General features: G+C 42.7%; 18 protein-coding genes. 14 read left to right on the top strand and 4 right to left on the bottom strand.

Annotation, left to right across the window (positions count from 1 at the left end; genetic code table 11):
* The first annotated feature begins 7 nt into the window (after positions 1 to 7).
* The 7 genes from BUB11_RS03310 (at position 8) to BUB11_RS28145 (ending at position 5,408) form a co-directional block, all read left to right on the top strand.
* Positions 8 to 1,357 carry an ArnT family glycosyltransferase gene (locus BUB11_RS03310; protein WP_242947435.1) on the top strand — a complete coding sequence of 450 codons (1,350 nt, stop codon included), beginning with the start codon at positions 8 to 10 and terminating at the stop codon, positions 1,355 to 1,357.
* A gap of 5 nt (positions 1,358 to 1,362) precedes the next feature.
* Positions 1,363 to 1,755, top strand: coding sequence for a DUF2304 domain-containing protein (locus tag BUB11_RS03315; RefSeq protein WP_073027846.1), 393 nt, complete (start codon positions 1,363 to 1,365; stop codon positions 1,753 to 1,755).
* Positions 1,752 to 2,456 (top strand): glycosyltransferase family 2 protein, encoded by a 705-nt coding sequence (locus BUB11_RS03320; RefSeq protein ID WP_073027848.1) that lies wholly within the window; start codon positions 1,752 to 1,754, stop codon positions 2,454 to 2,456. Before BUB11_RS03315 ends, BUB11_RS03320 begins: the two co-directional genes overlap by 4 nt.
* A gap of 572 nt (positions 2,457 to 3,028) precedes the next feature.
* Entirely contained in the window at positions 3,029 to 3,238 is a 210-nt protein-coding gene (locus tag BUB11_RS03325; protein ID WP_073027849.1) for a 2-oxoisovalerate dehydrogenase, read from the top strand.
* Positions 3,239 to 3,496: 258 nt separating this feature from the next.
* The gene (locus BUB11_RS03330) at positions 3,497 to 4,087 is read left to right on the top strand and encodes a Uma2 family endonuclease (protein ID WP_073027851.1); all 591 of its coding nucleotides are present in this window, start codon (positions 3,497 to 3,499) and stop codon (positions 4,085 to 4,087) included.
* A gap of 79 nt (positions 4,088 to 4,166) precedes the next feature.
* Complete coding sequence (locus BUB11_RS03335) at positions 4,167 to 4,751, top strand: Uma2 family endonuclease (RefSeq protein ID WP_084110135.1); 585 nt, start codon at positions 4,167 to 4,169, stop codon at positions 4,749 to 4,751.
* 123 nt (positions 4,752 to 4,874) lie between these two features.
* Entirely contained in the window at positions 4,875 to 5,408 is a 534-nt protein-coding gene (locus BUB11_RS28145; RefSeq protein WP_242947436.1) for a hypothetical protein, read from the top strand.
* 84 nt (positions 5,409 to 5,492) lie between these two features.
* On the opposite strand, the gene BUB11_RS03345 is transcribed toward BUB11_RS28145, so the two are convergent.
* Complete coding sequence (locus BUB11_RS03345; RefSeq protein ID WP_073027852.1) at positions 5,493 to 6,317, bottom strand: XrtA system polysaccharide deacetylase; 825 nt, start codon at positions 6,315 to 6,317, stop codon at positions 5,493 to 5,495.
* 107 nt (positions 6,318 to 6,424) lie between these two features.
* Between BUB11_RS03345 and BUB11_RS27415 the strand changes: the two genes are divergently transcribed.
* Entirely contained in the window at positions 6,425 to 6,601 is a 177-nt protein-coding gene (locus BUB11_RS27415) for a hypothetical protein (RefSeq protein ID WP_159436891.1), read from the top strand.
* A 54-nt stretch (positions 6,602 to 6,655) separates the two neighbouring features.
* Here BUB11_RS27415 and BUB11_RS03350 read toward each other — a convergent pair whose 3' ends face one another.
* On the bottom strand, positions 6,656 to 7,750 hold the full coding sequence (locus tag BUB11_RS03350) for a GNAT family N-acetyltransferase (protein WP_073027854.1): 1,095 nt from the start codon (positions 7,748 to 7,750) through the stop codon (positions 6,656 to 6,658).
* Positions 7,751 to 7,758: 8 nt separating this feature from the next.
* The gene (locus BUB11_RS03355) at positions 7,759 to 8,112 is read right to left on the bottom strand and encodes an EamA family transporter (protein ID WP_242947437.1); all 354 of its coding nucleotides are present in this window, start codon (positions 8,110 to 8,112) and stop codon (positions 7,759 to 7,761) included.
* A 281-nt stretch (positions 8,113 to 8,393) separates the two neighbouring features.
* Between BUB11_RS03355 and BUB11_RS03360 the strand changes: the two genes are divergently transcribed.
* Entirely contained in the window at positions 8,394 to 9,620 is a 1,227-nt protein-coding gene (locus tag BUB11_RS03360; RefSeq protein WP_242947438.1) for an ATP-binding protein, read from the top strand.
* 318 nt (positions 9,621 to 9,938) lie between these two features.
* On the opposite strand, the gene BUB11_RS03365 is transcribed toward BUB11_RS03360, so the two are convergent.
* Positions 9,939 to 12,005, bottom strand: coding sequence for a cell wall-binding repeat-containing protein (locus tag BUB11_RS03365; RefSeq protein ID WP_073027857.1), 2,067 nt, complete (start codon positions 12,003 to 12,005; stop codon positions 9,939 to 9,941).
* 288 nt (positions 12,006 to 12,293) lie between these two features.
* On the opposite strand from BUB11_RS03365, the gene BUB11_RS03370 reads away from it, so the two are divergent.
* The 5 genes from BUB11_RS03370 to BUB11_RS03390 all read left to right on the top strand — a co-directional run bounded on the left by BUB11_RS03370 (position 12,294) and on the right by BUB11_RS03390 (position 23,300).
* On the top strand, positions 12,294 to 14,864 hold the full coding sequence (locus BUB11_RS03370; RefSeq protein ID WP_242947439.1) for a S8 family serine peptidase: 2,571 nt from the start codon (positions 12,294 to 12,296) through the stop codon (positions 14,862 to 14,864).
* A gap of 96 nt (positions 14,865 to 14,960) precedes the next feature.
* Positions 14,961 to 16,550 (top strand): N-acetylmuramoyl-L-alanine amidase, encoded by a 1,590-nt coding sequence (locus BUB11_RS03375; RefSeq protein ID WP_143159028.1) that lies wholly within the window; start codon positions 14,961 to 14,963, stop codon positions 16,548 to 16,550.
* A 611-nt stretch (positions 16,551 to 17,161) separates the two neighbouring features.
* On the top strand, positions 17,162 to 20,410 hold the full coding sequence (locus BUB11_RS03380) for a cell wall-binding repeat-containing protein (RefSeq protein WP_073027858.1): 3,249 nt from the start codon (positions 17,162 to 17,164) through the stop codon (positions 20,408 to 20,410).
* A 534-nt stretch (positions 20,411 to 20,944) separates the two neighbouring features.
* Positions 20,945 to 22,270 (top strand): sugar transferase, encoded by a 1,326-nt coding sequence (locus BUB11_RS03385; protein WP_282433975.1) that lies wholly within the window; start codon positions 20,945 to 20,947, stop codon positions 22,268 to 22,270.
* A 112-nt stretch (positions 22,271 to 22,382) separates the two neighbouring features.
* On the top strand, positions 22,383 to 23,300 hold the full coding sequence (locus BUB11_RS03390) for a GDP-mannose 4,6-dehydratase (RefSeq protein ID WP_073027862.1): 918 nt from the start codon (positions 22,383 to 22,385) through the stop codon (positions 23,298 to 23,300).
* Positions 23,301 to 23,366 lie beyond the last annotated feature (66 nt).

Genomic DNA, 23,366 nt, shown 5'->3' on the forward strand with positions numbered 1-23,366 from the left:
AAAATTATTGACTAGAGAGTATGGAATAAATCAAGAATTCGAATCTCGTGCCTCGAACTTCGTGCTTCGAAAGAAGTTGTGGTTTACGGGGCTCTTATTTCTCATTGCCCTCACTGTAGAAGTCCTATATTTCAGAGCATATGGGGCAGGCTACTTTATTTCCCCCGATGGTTTACATTATTCCAACATAGCTGAGAATTTCCTTCATGGCAATGGGCTCGTGAATACAGCGAATTTTGTCCAGGGGGATGACGGTGTCATCCGAGAAGTCGCTCAAACACGAGAGTATGTGGTAGGCCCGGTCTACCCTATGCTCTTGGCGGTCATTTATGGGATATTTGGCATGATGAATTTTAAGATGGTTATCCTTGTTCTGCACTCCCTGCTCGGAGCTGCCAGCGCTGTGTTCGCTTATAAGACGGGTGAACTCTTGTTTGGCAAGGGGTATGCTTGGATCCCCTATTGCTTGACACTGGGATATCCGTTATTTGCCTTCTGGGGGATGTACGTTCTCACAGAGGCAACCTATGTTTTTACCATCACACTTTTCCTTTATCTATTAGCCCGTTATGCGAAAGAAGTCGACCGGCCAAAACTGAAAACTCTCTTGTTCTTAGGGGCAGCCATGGGGGTTTCGAACCTGGTTCGTCCGCTCCTGTTGCTCTATTTCCCTGTTTTGGGAATCTGGATTTGGTGGGCCAAGGGTTGGAATTTGAAAATGGCTCTGCGGGATTTTGCCGTCATCCTTGTGATGACAGTGGTGGTGATGAGCCCTTGGTGGATCCGCAATGGCATCAAATACCATCAGTTCATTGCTGTCTCAAATTATGGTTCCTATGAGTTTTACCTGGGGAATAATCCCTTGACTATTACGGATCAATACTTTTATTTTGCTCAACCGAGCTATGACCCCCAAGTTAAAGCTCGGATCGAAAAATTGCCCATCCCCGAACAAGAAAAGGAATATAAGCAATTGGCTGTGTCTTATATAATTCAACATCCCGTACTGTTTTTGCAGCGAACCTTTGCCAAAGAAAAGGACCTTTTTTGGCAACCGGTTCCTACCTTAGGTGGAGCCTACAAAATCAAGGGAGTTCTACTGGACAAATGGTATCTCCTCTTGGGCCTTGTTGGGGCATTGCTTAGTCTTTTTAGTTTGAAAAAATACAGCTTTCTCTTACTTTTTATTGCCTATTACAGTTTTATAGTGAGTATGATCACTGTAGTTGATGGCGCTCGCTATCGCCTGCCGGTAATGCCTGGAATGATCCTTTTAGGATCTCTGGTTTTAGTTATAGCTATTAAGGGCATAGGGAAATTATCTGGAGGTAATCGGCGAACGGGCAGGAGGGTATAAGTTTAATGTCACGTGTTCAATTAGTCGTTCTAATAATCAGCTTACTTGTAACCGGCTTTATCGTTGAGCAAGTTCGTCGCCGGCGTTTAGCTGTGGAATATTCTCTGATTTGGATTGTCGCAGGAATGGGAATGATTGTTTTATCCCTCTGGAAAGATGGGATAGAGTACATAGCGGACTTGATGGGCATTTACTATGCTCCGTCTGCGATCTTCGTCATTTTTGGGATTCTGGTGTTTGTTTTATGTGTTCATTTCTCTTTAGAGATATCCAGATTAAGTTCGAACAATCGAGTCTTGGTACAACGGATCGCCCTGCTCGAGGATGACTTAAAAAACTTGGAAGAAAACTCTGCTGATCCGGAAAATAAGCCATTCTGTAAGGACGTTGAGTCATGAGAATTTTAGCGATTGTTCCCGCCTTAAATGAGGTGGATAATATCGGTCCCGTTGTGAGGAATCTAATTACAACATCCCCTTGGCTGGATGTGCTGGTCATAGATGATGGATCTACTGATCAGACCGCCGAGGTTGCTCGTGCCCATGGAGCAAAAGTGATTTCTTTGCCTGTTAATCTGGGCATAGGGGGCGCGGTACAAACCGGGTTTTTGTATGCCTTAAGGAACGACTATGACGTGGCTTTGCAAGTTGATGGGGATGGACAGCACAGAGGAGAAGAAATCAAGAAATTAGTGGATCCTGTCCTTCTTGGGGAAGCGGACGTAACCATTGGATCGAGATTTCTCGAAAAGACCTCATATAAATCAGCTTGGCCCCGGCGATTAGGAATCTATCTGTTGAGTAAAACTCTCCAGTCCGTTGTGCGTAAGAATTTTACGGATCCTACCTCTGGATTTCGTGCTTATAATCAAAAGGCCTTGAGGATTGTGTCCGCCCATTATTCCACGGATTATCCGGAACCCGATGCTATTGTTACTTTGCTTAAGAATAGACTGCGGGTGATAGAAATTTCTGTTGAAATGGATGCACGCTTGTCCGGGAGTTCGTCGATTACGCCTTTTAAGAGCGGGTATTATATGTTTAAAGTGAGTTTGGCGATTATTCTTAACTCGATGATGAGTAGGATTTGGAATGATTAGAGCTTTTTGAACAAAGCCTGCCTTGAGTGGCTACGGGGGGGAGCGCTTTTCTGCACTATCCGAAAGCATGAATTATGGTAAGCATAAGTGCAACTAAGGCGACCGACTTCGCCTGCGGCTTGTCGCTAGCCAAGTTTTCTATACACGCGTCAGCAAGTTACGCCGCTGACGTGCTGGACGGTTCGCGAGCGCGTCCGAACCTCAGGGCGTGATGCATGTGAACCTGCGGCGCGCTACGAGGGACGCGAACCGTCGGCGCACGTCTGGACCGCGACTTCACTGATGCTTCCGCTTAGCAGAAAAGCGCTCCTCTGGGGTAAGTTTTAAGGGAATGGCTTTTAGAAAGGCGCTCCTTGGGCTTAGTTTGGGGGGAGCGCTTTTCTGCACACGTCAGCACGTTACGCCGCTGACGTGCTGGACGGTTCGAGAGCGCGTCCGAACCTCAGAATGAATTATGGTAAGCATAATTGTAACTAAGGCGACCGTCTTCGTCTGTGTTTTGCTTGAAAAATGACTCTTGAAGGCTTTTTTGTGGCATAATTGAATATAATGATAGAGAAGAAGATGAAATAATGGACAAGGAGATTATTTTTTTGGTCGAAGAAGCCCCAGAAGGCGGTTATGTTGCGAGAGCTTTAGGTTATTCGATATTTACTGAAAGTGATTCTCTTGATGCTATTGGAGAAAGAGCAAAGGATGCAGTTCGGTGTCACTTTGATGAAGACAAAGTTCCTCGAATTATTCGATTGCACTTTATTAGGGAAGAGATCGTCGCTATATGAGGATTCCGCGTGATATTGATGGCAAACAACTCACTATACTACTTGCGAAATATGGATATAGAGTAACAAGACAAACTGGTAGTCACTAGTTAAGATTAAGGCTGAGATCGAGGGTGAGAACTTTTCGATCTTGTTTTTTTAAATTCATCTTTAGTTGAACGAGTTCACTTAAGAATTCATAAAAGTCTTATTTATAGAGAGAAGACCAGATGTTATTCATGTAAATATTTGGTACAATATAAGTAAGGGGGAAGTCAAATGTCGTTGTCAAAAGAAAAGGAGAAATATACATTTGCTGACTATCTTAAATTTCCAGACTCTGAACGATGGGAAATTATAGATGGAATATCCTATATGCAATCAGCTTCCACTTGGCAGCATCAAAGTATATCTAGAGAATTAATGTTGCAGTTTGGCGAGTATTTGCGCAATAATCAGTGTCAGGTGTTTGCGTCACCGTTTGATTTACGTTTGCCGGAGATTGAGGAAAAAGACATTGAGGAAGATGTTACAAATGTTTATCAGCCAGATCTATTGGTCGTTTGTGATAACAGTCGCTTAAGAGGAACTGGTTATTATGGAGTTCCTAGTTTGATAATTGAAATACTATCACCCTCTACAGTGCGAATTGATAGGCTTTTAAAATTCAATATTTATGAAAAGGTCGGTGTAAAGGAATATTGGATCGTAGAGCCTGACACCAAACTTGTAAATGTCTTTGTTTTAGAGGATAACAAGAGATATGGAAGGATTGAGCTGTATACCGAAACGGATAAGGTGACAGTGTCAATTTTTCCTGATTTAGTCGTGGATTTAAGCAAAGTTTTTGATATTAACGTGTCCACGTAATTGGTATGATTGTAATATAGCTATAGTTGCCCCGGATTTTTTAAGCTTGCTTTAAGCTATTTAACGGAGGTGTCAGTGAATGTCATTGCCTGCGCAAAAGGATAATAAGAGATATTCATATGCCGAGTATTTAAAGTGGTCTGATGACAAGCGGTGGGAATTGCTTGATGGTATTGCATTCAACATTGCTGCGCCGTCTCGTCGACACCAGGAAGTTTCTGGTGAATTATTCTACCAGATTCGTAGCTGTCTTGCTGACAAGTCTTGCAAGATATATTCAGCGCCCTTCGACGTTCGTTTTAGTGAGCCAAAGCAGAAAGACGAGCAAATAGTGAACGTGGTCCAACCGGACCTTACGATTGTATGTGACAAGTCGAAATTAGATGATAAGGGTTGTTTAGGTGCTCCGAATTTAATTATTGAAATCATCTCACCAACATCCATTAGCCTTGATTATGTAAAAAAGTTAGCTCTCTATGAGAAATACCATGTTAAAGAGTATTGGATCATACACCCCATTGATAATACCGTCATGGTTTTTACATTAGGTGAAGACTATCAATACGGGAGACCAAGCATTTTCATGGAGGATTGTCAACTGAAGAGCGGAGTCATTACTGATCTTACAATTGACTTGAAGCAAGTTTTCGGGATATTAGGATGATGTCTTGTATGATTTTAGCTCAATGCCTTAAATTAACATATGTTGTGAGGAGAAAAGTCCAGTGAATTCATCCAAGCTATGATATAATTAAAGATATATTTAAGATTAGAAGGATGTGAAGGGATGGAAAATAAAATCCTCCAGGCACTTGAAGGTCTATCACATCAGATCACTACGTTATCGGAAAAAGTAGATGGCCAGGGAAAACAGATCACTACGTTATCAGAAAAAGTAGATGGCCAGGGAAAACAGATCACTACGTTATCGGAAAAAGTAGATGGCCAGGGAAAACAGATCACTACGCTATCGGAAAAAGTAGATGGCCAGGGAAAACAGATCACTACGTTATCGGAAAAAGTAGATGGCCAGGGAAAACAGATCACTACGTTGTCGGAAAAAGTAGACGGCCAGGGAAAACAGATCACTACGCTATCAGAAAAGGTAGATAACCAAGGAACCCAAATTAAAGAAAATACGCAGATATTAAAGGCTTTAGAGCATTTGGCAGAGATAAATAAAGCAGAACATGATAAGATGTCGTTTAATATAGCGGAGATAAGTGGAGATCTCAAATCCATTAGAAAAGACCTATTAAATGTTGAGTTAATTACAGCGAGTAATTGGAGTGACATCGCTAGGCTAAAGGCTGTAAAATAAGAAACGAGATTGTAGGAATAAAACCTGCCATCTCGTTTTTTTTATTATAAATAAATTTTACTCCAGATTCATCTGTGGGGAGTGTCAAAGCCTATAATACTTTTCTATCGAGGTGAACTCAAACTTCTTCAGCACGCGTATCAGCTTTTGCTCGCATCCATTAATACCGTAATAATGAATGAGGCTTTCTTTGCCGCTGAGGGTGAGGCGGGGTTGATTTGGGTCGATTTCGCGGGGGTGGAGATAGACAATCGCGGGTTGACCCTCTTTGTTGACGGTTTTGATGCACTGTGCGATCACAGGATAGGGAAGGGCTCGGAAGTAAAAGCCACCAGCGAAGGGAAGATTCTTGTTTAACACTCGCACCGTTGAAGAAGGGACTTCAAGCAGCTTGAGTATTTTTCCATTGTATTTTGGGTGATAGGGAAAACGGGGGGCGGTGGGCAGGCCATAGAGATAGGTTTCAATCGGAAAAACACTGGCATCATAAACAAAGCCTAAGTCTTGGAGGATCTCCCAGGCCCAGAGAGATTTTGGAGTGATAGACCATGAAGGGGCTCGGTAGCCTTTGACGCTTGTGCCGATAATATCTTCAACGCGTTGCTTAGCTTGGCTCACGTCCTCTTTAAATTCGCTGGGTGTTTGTTTGTAAATAAGTTGATGGGCATACCCATGGGAGGCGATTTCGTGTCCGGCAGCTACAATATCCCGGATCAGTTGGGGATGTTTTTCGGCAACATAGCCTAGGACAAAGAAGGTGGCCTGGGCTTTGTTTTCCTCAAAGAGGGTTAATAGACGTTCCGTGTTCCGGAGAATGCGCACTTCATACGATTTTTGGTTATCAAAAACGTCATCATGATAGTTGGCGTGAAACCATTCCTCTAGATCAATGGTTAAGATATTCTTCATTGCTTAACTCAACTTTCGTCTGCACAAGCAGTTAAATTACATAGATTAAACTTTATTAGCCAAAACCAATCCTCATCCTCATCCTATCATCATTTGGATTGATTGTAATGAAAATCAGACTTTGGGCAATCCCGACAAGGGTGGGATCCTCCTCTTCGGCTTGTCCAACAATCGACAGCGCTGTCGATTGTTGGACAAGCCCGGCCGGGTCTGACGGTTTTTGTGGCCAAAGGCTGTTTTTACATGCACATATTTTAGGCAGAACTACCGGTAAATCCGTGTAAAGTCTAGACTTGTCGATAAATTAGCAAACCCTAATTTAGAAGGCTAAACGGAAATTATATAACGTCGTAATCGCCCATAGTTAAAAACCATTGATTCAGTCGGAGAAAAGGATCGTCGTCCTTTTCTCCTTCTTTATAATTCCCTTTTAAAGGTCCAAGTCTCCTGTAAATGACCGGAAAGGGCTGAGGTTCGAAGGATTTTGGGCAAGTAAAGAATCCATTGCCTTTAAGGATACGGGATTCTTCGGTGTGAGGCATCATTAGGGAGCCGGCTAAATCCATGTTCTTATCGACAAAAAAGCGCAGAAGAGTATTCACGAGACAGTTTCCTGCGGCAGGATGCTCTGAGTCAACCAGGAAGTCAACAATCATACCGGAAGACATAGAGGCTACTTCTGTGCATCGTCCCACAATATATCCCAGTAACTGAGTGCTATTTTTCTGGCGAACTCCGTAGACTTGATAGTCGCGAAGGGGAATATCGAAATACCTCCAGCGGAGATAGTCAGCATCACGAATTCCCATGATGGGGTATTTGTCCTGTACCTTAGCCCAGAAAGCATTCATCTCAGAGAGATTTGAGGGAGTAAGTGGATAAACCTCATAGCGTTCATCTGAGCGGTCCTTCACCTTATAATAGAAGTGAAATGGCAGGGAGAGAGTAGCAAGCAAAGAACCTAATCTTTTTCTAACTAAAGCATTGGTGTTTAAGGGGCGGAGCAAGAGGGGGACGCTTCCTAGGTCTGTAAACCCTAATTTTCTGATGAATCCCGGATAGGAATTGGGATTAGGAAACCCATAGCAAAAGAGGGACCCTTGCTCAGCGCAGTCCTGATAGACGGCCTTGGCTAATCCGGTAAAAATCCCTTGTCCTCCATAGATTTGACGGGTGAGGGTGTTTAAGGAGAGGGTTCCTTCAATGAGTTCATTAAACGCTTTAAAACGCATGGGGATTACAACATATTGTCCTGCCAGCTGATCGGTCTCGACATCCCGAGCTAATCGAATCATGGCCGGCCCGGCAGGGTTCGCTTCATACTGCCACTTCAGGAAGTCTGAGTCTGAAATCCAGGAATCTCCGTAGTATTCACGCGTCATTTCAATGGTTTCAGGCAGATTCTCTGGCAGATATTTAACTGATGTCCACATACTGATGCCTACTTTCGAGTGATAATAATTACGCCCAGGCAAATCACTAAAACTCCGATGACCTTCGAGGCCGTGAGCTGTTCCTTGAAAATTGTTGTTCCTATTAGAAGGGCAAATATAAAGGCCGTGCTTTGAATCGGATAGACATAGCTTAACTCGCCTTTATTTAAAATATAAATCCAGAGGACGGAAGCAAACGCATACACCGCGAGGCCGGAAATCACATAAGGGCTTAAGAAAATGCGCAGGAGTTGACCGAGGCTATGTATCTCTTTTCCGGAGGCCCCTAGTTTCCAGAGGGTTTGCCCCGTTACCATGAGCATTGAATTAATGATTGTTAGGAGAACTAACAAGATGTCCACCTCATACTCTCTAGATTAGCATTCTAAAACATTATACAATTTGAGCGTTTTTAAGCAAGTGTATTAAGGAAAGAAGATAGTTGGCAGCAAAATTATATCTTAAAGAACATTCAAAGTTGTATTGAGACACGAAAGTTCTAAATCGGAATATGGTCTAATGAGGGAAATCTTAAAAGAAAATTAAAAACAGAAAAACAAATAAATCTTATATGGTTTAGATGGTTATAACCTATAAATATGGTTTGGATTATACCGATAATAGGGTATAATCTATATAGGGGGTGATTGCCATAATTAGACGAGAACTATATTTAGAACAGCTGCGACCATTTATTGATAAACCATTAATTAAGGTACTAACCGGTATTAGACGAAGCGGTAAATCATCAATTTTATTGATGTTGCAAGAGGAATTAACACAGCGTGGAGTCAAGGATGAAAACATAATATATATCAACTTTGAGTCAATGGAACACTCTGATATGGATAATGCGAAAAGTCTATATTCATTTGTAAAATCGAAAGTTTCAAGTGAACTTAAATGTTACATTCTCTTAGACGAAATTCAGGAAGTTAAGGGTTGGGAAAAAGCGATCAATTCTTTTTTAGTGGATTTTAATGTTGACATCTATATTACAGGCTCAAATTCAAAGTTATTATCCTCGGAACTTGCCACTTATATTGCAGGAAGATATATCGAAATCAATGTGACACCTTTATCATTTAAAGAGAATCTAGAATTCAAAAAGATTCTTACCAGAATAGATCCAACAGATATTCATAAGGAATTAGTACGATTCATAAGAATGGGTGGGTTCCCAATTATTCATACAGCTAGTTATTCTCGTGAGGATGCCTATAAAATCATAAATGATATTTATGCTTCCGCAATTCTGCGAGATATTGTCCAGCGCAATCGTATAAGAAATATTGAGCTGTTGGAGAAGGTAGTAAAATACGTCTTTGAAAACATTGGAAATATGTTTTCTGCAAAGAAGGTAGCTGATTATTTCAAAAATCAACAGAGAAAGGTTGATATAGAAACAGTATACAATTATCTAAATGCTCTAGAAGGGGCCTTTATCATCTATCGAGTTCCGAGATATGATTTGAGGGGCAAAGAGGTTTTGCAAACCAACGAGAAATACTTTATTGGTGACCAAGGTTTGAAATATGCGGTGATGGGTTATAAAGATAGAGATATATCAGGAATTCTAGAAAATATAGTTTTCTTAGAACTCAAACGCAAAGGATACCAGGTGTATGTTGGAAAGTTCGATGATAAGGAAATTGACTTTGTGGCAGTGAAAAAAGAACAAAAAGTCTACGTCCAGGTAGCCTATAAATTAGTGGAAGAATCAACAGTAGAGAGAGAATTTGGGGTATTGCTCGGCATAAGAGATCATTATCCAAAATATGTTGTTACAATGGAGGACTTTTGGCAAGATAATATCGAAGGTATCAAACATAAAAATCTGGCAGAATTTTTGCTGATGGATGAATATTAATCCATGACATGAAACCCCTTGAAATATTTGGTATAATATATAGGCGAGGAGGAAGATGTTATGCCATTATCAAAAGAAGTTAGGAAGTACACGTATGCAGACTACTTAACATATCCAGATGATGAACGATGGGAAATCATTGATTGAGTACTTCATATGATAGGAGAGATATTCCTTACACGTTATCGATGATACTTTGGGTAAACACAAAATCCACAAAAATAATAACACAGATATATAAACAGATATAAATTAGAAGCCGTTCACTGTAACTTAAATTCAGTGAACGGCTTAACTGTTTTTACCCTTTTTAGAACATCATCGCAGATGTTGTTTTAAGACTGCAAAGATCGTACTAGAACTTTCAGGGTTTGACGCCCAGTAGAGGGACCAGGCTCCAACGCCGCCTAGACCGTATTGACTGAGCAACCCCATTTTGGCATTCCAGCTTTGGGCATCGTCATAATAAACAGTGTGAGTACCGGCAGTATCCGTGTAACTAAAATAAGGGACCTGTGAGGAGTCTCGTTGGACTGGACTATTATACTGTGCTATCAGTTCCATCATTCCGCCCAAGTCTTTATCCGCAGTTGTTCCATAAAGGGTGTGCAGCCCACGAGAGACACGGCTATAGGGAGCGGAGGTGTTGCCTGTAGCGGTCCAGTCTACTCCATAGTAGGGAATCCCGAGGAGAACCTTCCGCATGTCAACCCCTTGATCCTGGGTATATTTCATAACCTTGCTGCTCCAATCCAGCGGGGCGATGGGCCCGGGGGCCCCGTGGCTGTAGTCATAGGTCATAATGTGCAAATAATCGACATAGGGGGCAAGAGCAGGGTAGTCAAACTCTTCGAGCCAGACTTCAGCACCTGTCCGGGGCATGACGGCCTGAATCACTAACTTATTTAAGGGGTGAAGTTTGGCGTAAAGTTCTTTCATGAACTGAGTTAGATAAGGCCCAGTATCATTACTCATAAATTCAAAATCAATCACGACCCCGTCAGCATTGACGCTGTTGACCAGATCCATGATTTCTACAATCAGCTTAGCCCGAGTAGTTTCTGAAGCCATGACGGTGTCAACTGTCTTAGGGGTGTCCCAAGAGGATTGAAAAACAGGAAGAACTTTTAAATTTCGAGATTGAACGAAGGAAGTAAACTGCTTGTAATCATTAGGGGTTGCATCCCACCCTCCAACGACATTGCCATCGGCGGTATCATCCAGGTAATACCAGCTTGGAGCAATGATATCGGCATAATCTGTGGCAGGGGAAGGAATTGATTTGACCTGATTGAGCATACCATTTGTGCCGCCATAACCGCCCTGAGTATATTGAAGGGAAACTCGCGGTTGGACAGCACCGGTACGAATCATGCTCTCCATTTTGTAACTGATAACACCCCACCCCCCGAAAATCGTAAAGGCTGAGCCAGAAGCTCGTCTTTGATTAAGATAATTGGTTGTCGAGTCCCCTAACTGGGTGCTGGGAATTAATAAAATCGGCGTATTGCTCTTTCCAGCCAGGGCTGCCCCGGCTAAGGCATCCGGAAAATTCTGTCCTGTTGCTACATAGACTTTGGAAGTATCGAACGATAACTGGTTTAAGACTGCGGTGTTTGTTTCGTACTGATCATACCCTGCATAACGGGCAGTAACTTTGACAGGTTGAGGGAGCTTGCTCAGCTGTTCCTCGATGCTGTCTTTAATTACAGCTGTACCACCGACTAACGTCACCTCGGAAACTCCAAGTTCATCGAGTACTTTAGCGGATTCTAGCGGCAGTGCATCCGAACGTGTGAGCAGGACAGGAATCCCTTGAGCAGCAGCATAAGAAGAGATACTTAAAGCATCCGGAAAAAGCTCCCCATTCACCAGAAAAGCCTGATTAGACCTTGGGGTTGCTACGCGGGCGATCTCCGCAGCCGTCCCGTATTGATCCCATCCCGAGAGACGCTTAGGAGAAATCCCCAGTTCTTTAAGAGACTTTTCAATCCCAGGACTCAAAGCAACCGTACCGCCAAGAAGATATACCTCTTGTGTACCGAGGCGTTGGAGTTCAGCAGCTACTACCGGACTTAAACGATCCGACTCGGTCAACAGCAAGGGTCCATTGACCTTATGAGCGAGGACGGTTCCAGTCAGAGCATCTGGAAAATTCTTTCCGGTTGCCAGGACAGCGATAGGGGCGGAATCCCAGCCTTCCTTAGAGATTTCCACAGCCGTATCATACAGTGTATTACCGTAAATACGATCAGTGACAGATTCAGCAGGGGCAGCTTGCACCTCCTGAAATGGGAGTATAGGTGTAAGACTTAGAAGAATTATTAAACTAAAGAAAATACTCAGGATTTTTTTGTTAATGACGGTTTTTGTGATAAAGTTCATTAATAAGCTAACCTCTTTCTTAATTAATTGCTTAAGTGTCAAAAGCGTCTTTAGGGATGTTTAACGGCCATAAGTAGACAATCATTGATGGGTAAGCAAATCTAAAATAGTCACAAAAGACCCTACTGCCTAATTATTCTTTTAAATATGGCAAAATCCTTCCAACAAGAGAGGAATAACAACGTCCAAATTATAACAGTAGGGTAGGCGAAGGAATGCGGAATAATTTGTCGAATTATCGTATTACATCCTAATTAAAAGTATCACAGATGAATGTTACCTAAATTTATGCAAAGAAAGGCTGAAGAGATGTTTAAAATCTGGTTTTATCGAACCAAATCCGGACTGCTGTCTTTAGGGATTGCAGGGATAATGTTTTTAAACTTTGGGGCGGCTCCAATACCTGCGCTGGCTGATCCCCCTGGCACCGCTCAAGGAGAAACAATTCAATCAGATTCACACCAAGTCGTCCTATCTTTAGCCCCAGGGACAAACCTCGATTTAGTGGCAAAAACCTTTGGCGCAAAGATTATACGCCAGGGCCCCTTAAACTTTGCTACCCTGGAATTTCCGGGGAGCGATTTGCAAGAAGTCATAGAAACACTTAAAAATACTCCGGGAATTACAGGGGCTGAAGAAAACTATTCACGGAGCATCCAAAGCGCAGCTGAGGAAAACCCAAGCAATGAACCACTGTTTTCTAAACAATGGCCACTGATCAATAGGGATGTTCAAGGGGCCTGGGAAATGGGGGCGACCGGTCAAGGAGTGACCATTGCCATCGTCGATACGGGAATCGATCTGGAACACCCGGATTTGAAGGCGAATTTAGTTCCGGGGTACAATGCAATTACCGGGAGCGAAGCAGCGGGAGCAAATCAGGATAATAATGGACATGGAACTCAAGTTGCCGGAATTGCGGCCGCTGAACTCAACGGCGTGGGAATTGTCGGAGTGGCCTATCAAGCTAAAATTATGCCCATCAAGGCTATTGGTGCTAAAGGAGTGGGGTATGACGATGCCATAGCCGAGGGGATAATCTGGGCTGCAGATCATGGAGCCCAGATTATTAATCTAAGCCTCGGTTCAGAAAATGGGTCCGTCTCCTCGGATATTTTAAAGCAAGCAGTAACTTATGCGGTTACTAAAGGGTGCTTGTTAATCGCCGCAAGTGGAAATTATGACTCAGAATCTCAAGCAAACCCAGGTGTGAGCTACCCCGCCTCTGACCCACGTGTTCTGGCAATCACCGCCACTGATATAGCCGGTAAGGTGACAAGCTACTCAGCCACAGGTTCAGAAGTGGATCTAGCCGCACCGGGAGATTTCATCCCGACAGATGGATGGGAACGAGCGGAGGGATCCGGTTATACCTACGCAAGCGGGACGTCTCTGGCTGCCCCGTTTGTCTCAGGGGAAGCGGCTTTGATCTGGAGCCAACACCCCGAATGGTCCAGAGATCAAGTGATTCAGGCTCTTGAGCAAGGGACTGAAGATCTAGGTTCTCCGGGGCAAGATAATCAATATGGTCACGGACTGGTGGATGTGAAGCTTGCCTTAACTCTTACCAATCAAACCCTGGATAAACGGACATCCCCAGCGGTCATTGATTCATTAGGTGGAATTATCGAAGCAGTTGAAGGATCAACCCAGATCAATTTAACCATTCCATCACAAGCCTTTGATCAAGCAGTGAACGTAACCCTAAAAGCGATGCCTGCTCCTTCTGACCTGCCAAAGGGTGAGACATTTTTAACCCCGGCATTTCAAGTTAACTGGGGAAGTGCCACACCCCAGAAGATGCTCTCTCTAAAATGGAGCGATCCCGCCCTTAAAGGTGCCTCAGGAGGAAACCTTTATCGATGGACCGGCTCACGCTGGATCTCCTTAGGCGGGGAAATCGGCAAGGGAGAAGCCCGATTTGGCCTCTATATGCCAGGGATCTATGTCTTTGGAACAGCCCAAAACAGCGGGCAACAGAGCCAGCGCTTCGCAGGAGTGACAGCGGAGGGGACCGCAGTACAGATTTCCAAGGAGACCTTTACGACTGGTGCGGATACGGTCATTTTAGCCCAGGTCAACCAATTCCCAGATGCTCTGGCCGGAGCACCGCTGGCCTATAAACTGCAGGCCCCAATCCTGCTCTCATCAAGCGCAGGTCTTTCAGAAGAGGTCCGAGCGGAAATACAGCGACTGGCCCCAAAGAAAGTCTATCTCTTGGGAGGCACAGCAGCTCTCTCAGTCCAGATCGAAAAAGAACTTCAACAAACGTATGAAGTAAAGCGTCTCTTCGGGTATACAGCAGAAGGAACCGCTCGAGCGATAGCGCTGGAACTGGGTACCAAGGGCAAGGCTGTCATAGCCAGTGTACGTTACTTTCAAGACGCCCTGGTCATCTCATCATGGGCAGCCAGGCAAGGGATCCCGATCTTGCTGACACAGCCCCAGACTTTATCTGCCGAAACTCAAACTTCTTTGCAGGATCTCAAGGTTACTGAATCACTAGTAGTCGGAGGAACAGCGGTTGTCGGGTCTAAAGTCATGGAGCAACTGCCTCTTCCTAAACGAATCAGCGGAATAACGGCTTATGACACCGCAGCTGCCGTCTTACAAGCGTATCCGCCGACCACAGCCACGCTAGAAGTAGCTACCGGTGAAAATTACCCGGATGCCTTAACAGGAGCAGTGCGGGCAGCGTTCTACGGAGCGAGAGTCGTCTTAGTCCCCACACAGTCGCCCATTCCTTCGAGTCTGACTCTCCTTTTAAAGTCTTGGCAGGGATATAAGATAGAAGCTTTGGGTGGAACCTTAGCCTTGCCGGAAAATGTAGTTCAAACTGTGCGAACCTGGGCTCAGTAATTTAAACTCGAATTAGGACGAAAGTCTGGCAGGAACAGCGGGTGTTTTGTTCAAATTAGTCAATAGGTGTAGATTCTACTAACGAGGAGTGATGAAGTGGCAAAGTTGAAATGGAGACTCTTAGGGATGTTGGCATTAGGCTTGGGATTTCTGGCAGGGTTTCAGAATCCGGTCTACGCCACTCCATTAGCCTTAGAAACGTCAAGAATTTATGGGGTGCGTCAGATAGACACAGCCATAAGCGTCTCTAAATATGGGTGGGAGCAGGCGGAAACTGTCTTACTGGCCAATTGCGATAATTTCCCCGATGCTTTAGTAGCGGCACCACTATCCCATCAGTTGGATGCACCCATTCTGTTAACCCCATCAGGGGGAGTCGATGCCAAGGTTATGGAAGAAATTAAACGTTTGGGTGCTGAGAAAGTGATTCTATTAGGAGGAACCGCAGCTTTAAGTCAAAAGGTTGAGCAAGATATCGTCGAAGCAGGCTTAGACCAACCCGAACGAATTTATGGGTATGATCAATATGAAACAGCTCAAAAAGTTGCCGAACGAGTGGGGGCTAAGGGAGAAGTCATCTTGGCAAGCGGAGAACAGTTTCCGGATGCACTCTCAATATCAGCTTACGCGGGCGCAAAAGAGATTCCGATTCTGCTGACAAAATCGAAGCAAATGCCTGGTTCCACTCAGCAAGCGCTTGACAGCCTTCAGGATGAAGGGGATTTGCATACGATTGTCGTTGGCGGAGAAGCCGTGGTATCCTCTGCTACATTAGGTGGTTTAAAAAGTGTAGAACGGATTTTTGGGAACGACCGATATGAAACTGCGGCTGAAATCTATGAGTTTGCCCGTGATACTTTGTCTTCTCAAACTGCGTACTTGGTAACGGGTGAAAACTTTCCCGATGCTCTCGCGGCAGGCGGGCTGGCTGCAAAACAGCGCGCAAGCATCGTCATGACCCAAACGACTAGTCTGCCTGGACCCACCTATTCGGTCTTGTCCAGACCGGCAGAAAGCCCCCTCCAAGTCGTAATCATAGGAGGGACGGCTGTAATCACAAATAAAGTTAAGGGGATGCTAGAGGGTACCGAGCAACCTTCCTACCTGTTGGCAGGTCTGACGATTGTCGTTGATCCAGGGCATGGAGGTCCTGATCCAGGTGCTTCTGGAGCGTCAGGAACGTATGAGAAGAACAACACTTTGCCTGTTGGCCTTAATCTCGCAGCATTGTTGCGTTCAGCGGGGGCTCATGTTGTCTTAACAAGAAGCACTGACGTTTCACCGGCTGAGGGAGCTTATTCAGAAAGGGCAGACCTTGAGGCGAGAACTAAAATCGCCAACGATCTGAATGCAGATCTATTTGTTAGCCTGCATAACGATTCGTTTAGCAATCCTGCTGCCTCCGGTACAACTACCTATTACAGTTCACTAAATCCAGTGGCCGATCAATCCTTGTCCCTGGCACAGAATATTCAGGGTGAACTGATCAAATCAATCGGCTTAACCAACCGTGGAGTCAAAAACTCGCCTTTTTATGTAGTTAAAAACACAAAAATGCCTGCAGTCTTAATAGAACTCGGTTTTCTATCCAACCCAACCGAAGAAAATCTCCTAAGCTCTCCGGAGTTTCAAAAAACGGCCGCTCAAGGAATATACCGAGGAATTCTAAGCTTCAAAGGGTACTAGGCATAAATGATTTAGTATTCCTGAAATTGGGCATTGATTCTCGAGATAAGGCATGTTTAATTTTAAAAGTATTTAAAAGTACCAAGCAGGCCAAACAAACCAAAACAAATATTTTGTAGAAACTCCACAAAATGTCCACATTTAGAGTCGAATTATATGCTATACTTTATTTATTCCATTAGAAGCAAGTATATTTTTTGACTAATGGTGGAAAACTAGTTGGTTTTAGTGTAAACTAAGACGAGTAACATTGGAGACTGAAACTTGTCCGAGAGGATTAGGCCTTGTGCAAGTCCTCATAAAAAAAATCGGACAACAAGCAGGAATATTGGCTATGATGAAGAATATATATAGCTAATATAGACCTTTTTGTGGTTTCTTCATTTCCCATGCGTTCTAAATGGTACGCCACAGGAGGGATGAATACCGTCATCCTTTGGGGGGACGCTCCCGCTTATTCTGTGGAATGCTTTTAGATATTGCGCAATGTCTAAAGATTGTGCTACACATTTTAAGGGGGTGAGGGGCGACTAAAAGACGTCCTGGTAAAGAGAGATGGTTCATTTCCCAAAAAAGAAAGAGATCCAATTACGAGAGGAGAAATTCACTACATGAAGAAAACTAAAAAAGCCTTAGCTACCTTAGCTATCGCAGGTATGACATTAAGCATGATTCCTTTTAATGTTTTCGCTGCTTCAACAGTTCCAACTCGTCTTGCGGGTGTAACTGCTGAACAAACCGCAGTAAAAATCGCTGATCAAACTGGCTACACAGGCGCTGCTATCCTTGCATCCTCAACCTCCTATGGTATGGTTGATGCATTGACCGCTGGCCCACTCGCAGCTTCCTTGAAAGCTCCTATCCTATTAACCGGAGCTGGAAACGCAATTGATGCTGCTACTAAAGCTGAACTTACTAAACTTGCAGTTAAAACCGTCTATGTAACTAGCGGAACTGCTGTTATCAAACAAAGTGTTATTGATGAGTTAAAAGCTATGGGTATTGAAGTTGTTGCTCTTGGTGGATATGACCGTGCTGAAACATCCGTCAACATCGCTAAGAAAATGACTGGCGTAACCAAAGTTGCAGTTGCTAACACTGTTGTAGACGCACTCTCCATTGCTGCAGTAGCTTCGGCTGCTAATGAACCAATCCTTTTAACTAACAAAGATGCTCTTCCTGCTAGTGTAGCTGCTTACTTAGCAAGTGCTGGCGTTACAACCAGTGATGTTATCGGTGGAACAGGCGTCATCAGTGATGCAGTAGTAGCTGGACTTCCAAGCGCAACTCGTCACGCTGGTATGACTGCTTATGACACCAACAACCAAGTTATCCAAGACTTCGCTGCTGCTCTTCAATTTGACAATGTCTATGTTGCTAGCGGTGTAACTGGTATTGATGCTCTCGCAGGTGCTCCTCTTGCAGCTCAAACCAAATCTCCTATCGTACTCACAGACGGCAAATCAGTTCCTGCTGCAGCTGCTTTCACATACAGCAAATCCGCTACTAGCACTGTAGTTACTGCCCTCGGCGGCGAGTTTGTTGTTTCTGAGAGTGTACGCCTAGGGATTGCTGCTGGTCAAGTTACACCAGTAACGAATGAGTTTAAAATTGTATCGATAAGTGCACTTGACGATACAAATACTTTCTTGAGAGTTGATTTCAGCAAAGCCGTAACTACATCCCTTGAGCCTTCTGATATCTCCATTAAAAATGCTAAGACACTTGCTAGTTATGGTGTGAAGACAGTTACACTTGCAGCTGACGGAATGAGCGCTCAACTAGAGTTATTCTCAAACGTAGATAATGTAAACGTACTTCAATACTTGACAGATTACACAGTAACTGTTCAGGCTAACGGTACAATTTTAACTGCTAATTTCAACCGTCCATATTCCTTAGAAACTCGTGTAGTGGACATTGATGTAGCTGATAAAGAAATAACAGTTGTTGACAATAAGAGTGGTGCTTCTAAAACTCTTAAAGTACTTGATCCTAACTTTGATTATCAAGCTGTACTCGGTGAGCTTATTCAGGTTTGGTACAACACAGATAATGAATTGTTAAAGTCCCAACTTGCAACTACAACTGCAAAATATGATTCAATTGAAGTTACAAAAGTAGATGAAATCAAACTCCTTACAGAAGATAATAAGTACGATGCATCAGATGAAGAGTATGCTAATGATGATGATAAATACGCTTTTTATCTAGATGGAGAATCAACATCCCCAAGTGCTATTATGGGTGATAAATTCAACTTTGCAAAGGTTGGTTTTGACAAATCTGGAAATGTTGAATATGTTAGTGCGTATAACCTTAAACAATTCTTAATAGTAGACAAGGTTGATGGCGATGAAGTCGTTGGTGTTGATGGTCCCGGAACTGGCGGATCATTTGACGCTGAAGATGCTACGATCATAAAAGACGGAAAAGTAATTACTCTTGATGATCTTGAAAAAGGTGATGTTTTATTCTTCAGTACTGATGCTGATGACAAAGATGGATTTGCTGAAGTTTACAACAAAACAGTAACTGGTGCAATCGACGATGTATATTATGAGTCGATAACAGTAGATGGTGATACGTATGACTTTGTTTATGACCAAAACGAATTGACTAAGTATGACACTAACTATGCTAGTAGCGCTGTCTATATTGATGCAGACGGTGAAACCGCTTTAGTTGATAGTGATGCAGCTGAGGAGCTTCAAGCAGCTGGAGATGTGAAGCTTTACTTTGACCGTGCTGGTAATTTAGTATACATCGCTGGAGATTTAGCTGATGTCGAAAGTAATACACTAACAGCTATTCTCACAGATGATATTGAATATGGCTCATCAACTTACGGTAATGCTAAAGCTCAGTTCTCAGTTCTTCTTGAAAATGGTGATGAAGAGGTATACGATCTCACTCTTAAAGACTTAGATACAATTACAGTTGATGGCGTGGATTATGATATTGATAGTACTCCAACTGCAACTGACGAATGGAATCCAACTATTGTAAGTAGTGATCTAGTTTTAGTAAACTCAGCCGGCACCCAAGTAACTGTTAGCTTTGGCAATACTGAAGGAAAGCTAATGGAATTCAAATTAGATGATAATGGTAACGTGAAAGAGCTTGGATTCTTCTCAGCCGATTTCAAGTCCTCAACTTCTATTCTAGAAGCTGGTGACACCTATCTCGATGGTAAAAAACTACTATCTAGTACGCTTGTCTTTGATGCAAAGAAAGGTTATGACAACAGTGGCGTGCTTGTGGACGTCAAAGCTGGTGACGTTTCAGTTACAAAATGGAGTGATTACGAAGGCACCGATATCAGCAATCCAGATTTCATCATCAATGATGATAACGAGGTAATCGCCGTAGTTATTAAAACTACTACAACCTCGGATACATCTTATGAGGAAGCTGTTATTACAAGCATTATTCGCAACACAGACAAAGATATTGTGAAAGTCACTGCTTACGTAAATGGCGTTGAGAAAACTTATACAGTGGACGAAGTCACACTTGCAACTCTTGCTAAGGGTGATGTAGCGGTTCTCGAAATAGACGATAGCAGTTCGGAACTAGTTACTAATATCCATACTTCTGGGGCTGAGTATACTGGCCGTGTAATAGCTAATGCAACAACCGGTGCGGCTATCAGTCTTGCAGATGTAAACGTTGGTTCGAGAGAAGTTACAATCGGCGGACAAATATACAAACTTGTTTCTGACGGTGAAGTACTTGATGGAACAGACAACAATGATATTACTGTCGAAACATTAGCTGATCTTCGCGGTAAAACTAACGTAACAATTGTAAAAGATGAGCTGAATTCTAATTTTGTTAAGTACTTCATGTTTGAATAATTGGCTCTTGCCAATGGTAAAGACTGAGGCAATGATCGTGGGAAGTAGCTGATGGCTCCTTTCCAATGGGAAGCTCGCTAATGGGCTAACTATTAGGCAATCTAAAGAAAGAGTCTTTTGTCTTTGATTAGGCAAAAGACTCTTTCTCTAATTATCGGGATGAAAGCACATCTAACAAGCTGCAAAAGTTTCGTGAGTGCTTAATCTTCAGGTGCATAGTCAGTGAGTGGTTAATCTTCTGCAGATTGTCAATTAAAATTGACCACTTAAGTGGTCAGTTTTATTGACAATCTATACTTAACTATTACGTACAGTAACCTATAACAAATTGGAAAAGTACACATGACTTGCTACATTATACTTTAAAAACCATACATGCACATATTAATATAAAGGAAATATGAGAATAGCGTCGAATTAATAAGTGAGAAGTATAATTATGCCGGAATTTTTCTTACAACGTGGAGGTTATGATAATTGTTGTACTCTGGAAGAGTAACCAGACTAAGTGTACAGTTTTTCATCTCTGATATATTGGTCTATACCATAAGCGGCTTTTTAGTCGGGTATATGAAGTTCCTGAGTGATATTTCAGCGATAAATATAAGTGCATATTTGATAATGATATCGATGATCGGTATAATCTTCATGGGCTTATTATATCTATCAGGGAATTATGAAACATCTGAGTTATTAAAAGTTAAGCCACAGATTTATTTCCGCTCATTAATATATGGTGCAGCTTTTTTTTATGTTATGTCCTTTTACCTGCGTAGTGTTAGCTATTCACGTGTTTATTTTACAGTATTCTTTTTGGTCAATTTTTTATTTGCGATTATAGTGAGGTATTTGCTAGCGAAAGTATATAAGTCGAAATTAGGAGATGAGGCTAAACTACCGTTAATGGCCATTGGATTTGAGTTAACAGCAGATAATCTTTTAGAAAAATTGGTTCAAGAAATGGGACTCAGAGTGGTAGCAACGACAGCGGTAAACACGGAACTAGAGGAGATAGTTAACAGTCATCGCAAATTGGCTAGCACCTTAGGTGTAGTGAGTCCAAGGGAACTGGGCATGCTAGTTTATGAAGAAAGAGTAGGTGAGCTGGAGCCACTGATATCCTACTGTGAGCTCAATTATATCCCACTATATATAGTGCCCTCGGTGAGCAGGTTATTGTCGATACCACTAAAGACAATTAATTATAAAGGAATTCTTATTTTTGGACCGCAAGACTTAATTGTTGATGGAGTCTCAAAACGGTTAAAAAGAGTGATGGATGTAATCCTAGCGGCTGCTGGATTATTTCTTACATCTTGGTTACTAGTGCTAGTATGGACAACAGTAAAGCTCAGTTCATCGGGACCCGCCATATTCGCTCAAGAAAGATTGGGGTTAGATGGAAGGAAAGTACGGATTTATAAGTTTAGGACAATGGTTGTCGACTCCGATAAACAACTTTCGGCTTTGCTTGAAAACGAGGAGATAAAAAAAGATTATCATGATAATTTCAAAATCGAGAATGACCCGAGGATAACCTCGCTTGGTAAGTATTTAAGGAAGCTTAGCTTAGACGAATTACCACAGCTCGTTAATATTCTAAAAGGCGACCTTAGTTTTGTGGGTCCTAGACCTATTGTTCCAGAGGAAATTGTACGGTATGGTACCCATGGAAATGTTATTCTACGTGTGAAGCCTGGGCTTACAGGTTTATGGCAAGTGAGTGGCCGCAATGACGTAAGTTATGAAGACAGGATTCAAATGGACCTTTATTATATTCATAACTGGTCACTTGTTTTTGACGCAAAAATAATCATTCAGACAATCCCCGTTGTGCTACTTGGCAAGGGTGCCATGTAAAAATCTGGGATGATAACCATTAAGATATAAGGATCAGTAGATTCCTGAATGAGTCGTAAATTAGATGTAGTCGCCGTAAGATGGTTGCGTAACAGGGGAGGTAAATATAACATTGCAGGCACTGATTACAGGAGTTAATGGGTTTGTAGGGAAATACCTTGCAAAAGAACTTCAGGAAAAAGGCTACTCAGTGAGTGGAATAGGTATGGGACAGTTTGATTTGCCAGATGTTCAGTATAAAGAAGTAAATATAACGGATCAGATTGCCTTGGAACGGGCAATGAAAGAACTAAGGCCTGATATGATATTTCATCTAGCAGGTGTAGCGTCAGTCGGACATTCTTGGCTTGATCCAAAGGCTTCATTTGAAGTAAATGTGATCGGAACAATTAACTTGTTGGAATCGTTAAAAGGACAAGATGTTCGGGCTATTATTAATGTTAGTTCATCAGAGCTTTATGGACCAGGACGACGCCTAGGAGAGAGATTTAGTGAGTCAATGCCCCCGAATCCACAGAGTCCTTATGCTACATCGAAGTATGCATCAGAACGCATTTCATTACAGTTAGGTCAGATGTACAAACTTCCAGTTATAGTAACCCGCCCGTTCAATCATATTGGAATCGGACAAAATGAGGGATTTGTGGTGCCTGACTTTGCACGTCAAATAATAGAAGCCTCAAAGCGAGACGAAAGTATTCGAGTCGGACGACTCGATGTTTATCGTGATTTTACAGACGTAAGGGATATTGTCAGAGCATATCGTTTATTGGCGGAAAAAGGTCAACAGGGCGAAACGTACAATATTTGTTCGGGAGAAGCTAAGAAAATCAGTGATATTCTTGATCTTATGCGCGCCGAACGTGGAAACCTAAGCGTAGAGCTTGACGAAAGTAAGTTACGCCCTGTGGAGAATATCTACTCCGTAGGGGATAATAATAAAATCCGTACTGCTGTTACATGGGAACCCATTTATTCTATTGAAGATAGTTTGAAAGGGGTATTAGCCGAGTGGGAGAATCGGCTTTGAGTTTTAGTATGCTTAAACATGATCGTGGAAATATGCTACAGTGGTCAAGCGTGTACTGTGCAAGTA

Origin of the sequence: Desulfosporosinus lacus DSM 15449, from assembly GCF_900129935.1 — a bacterium.
GTDB lineage: Bacteria > Bacillota > Desulfitobacteriia > Desulfitobacteriales > Desulfitobacteriaceae > Desulfosporosinus > Desulfosporosinus lacus.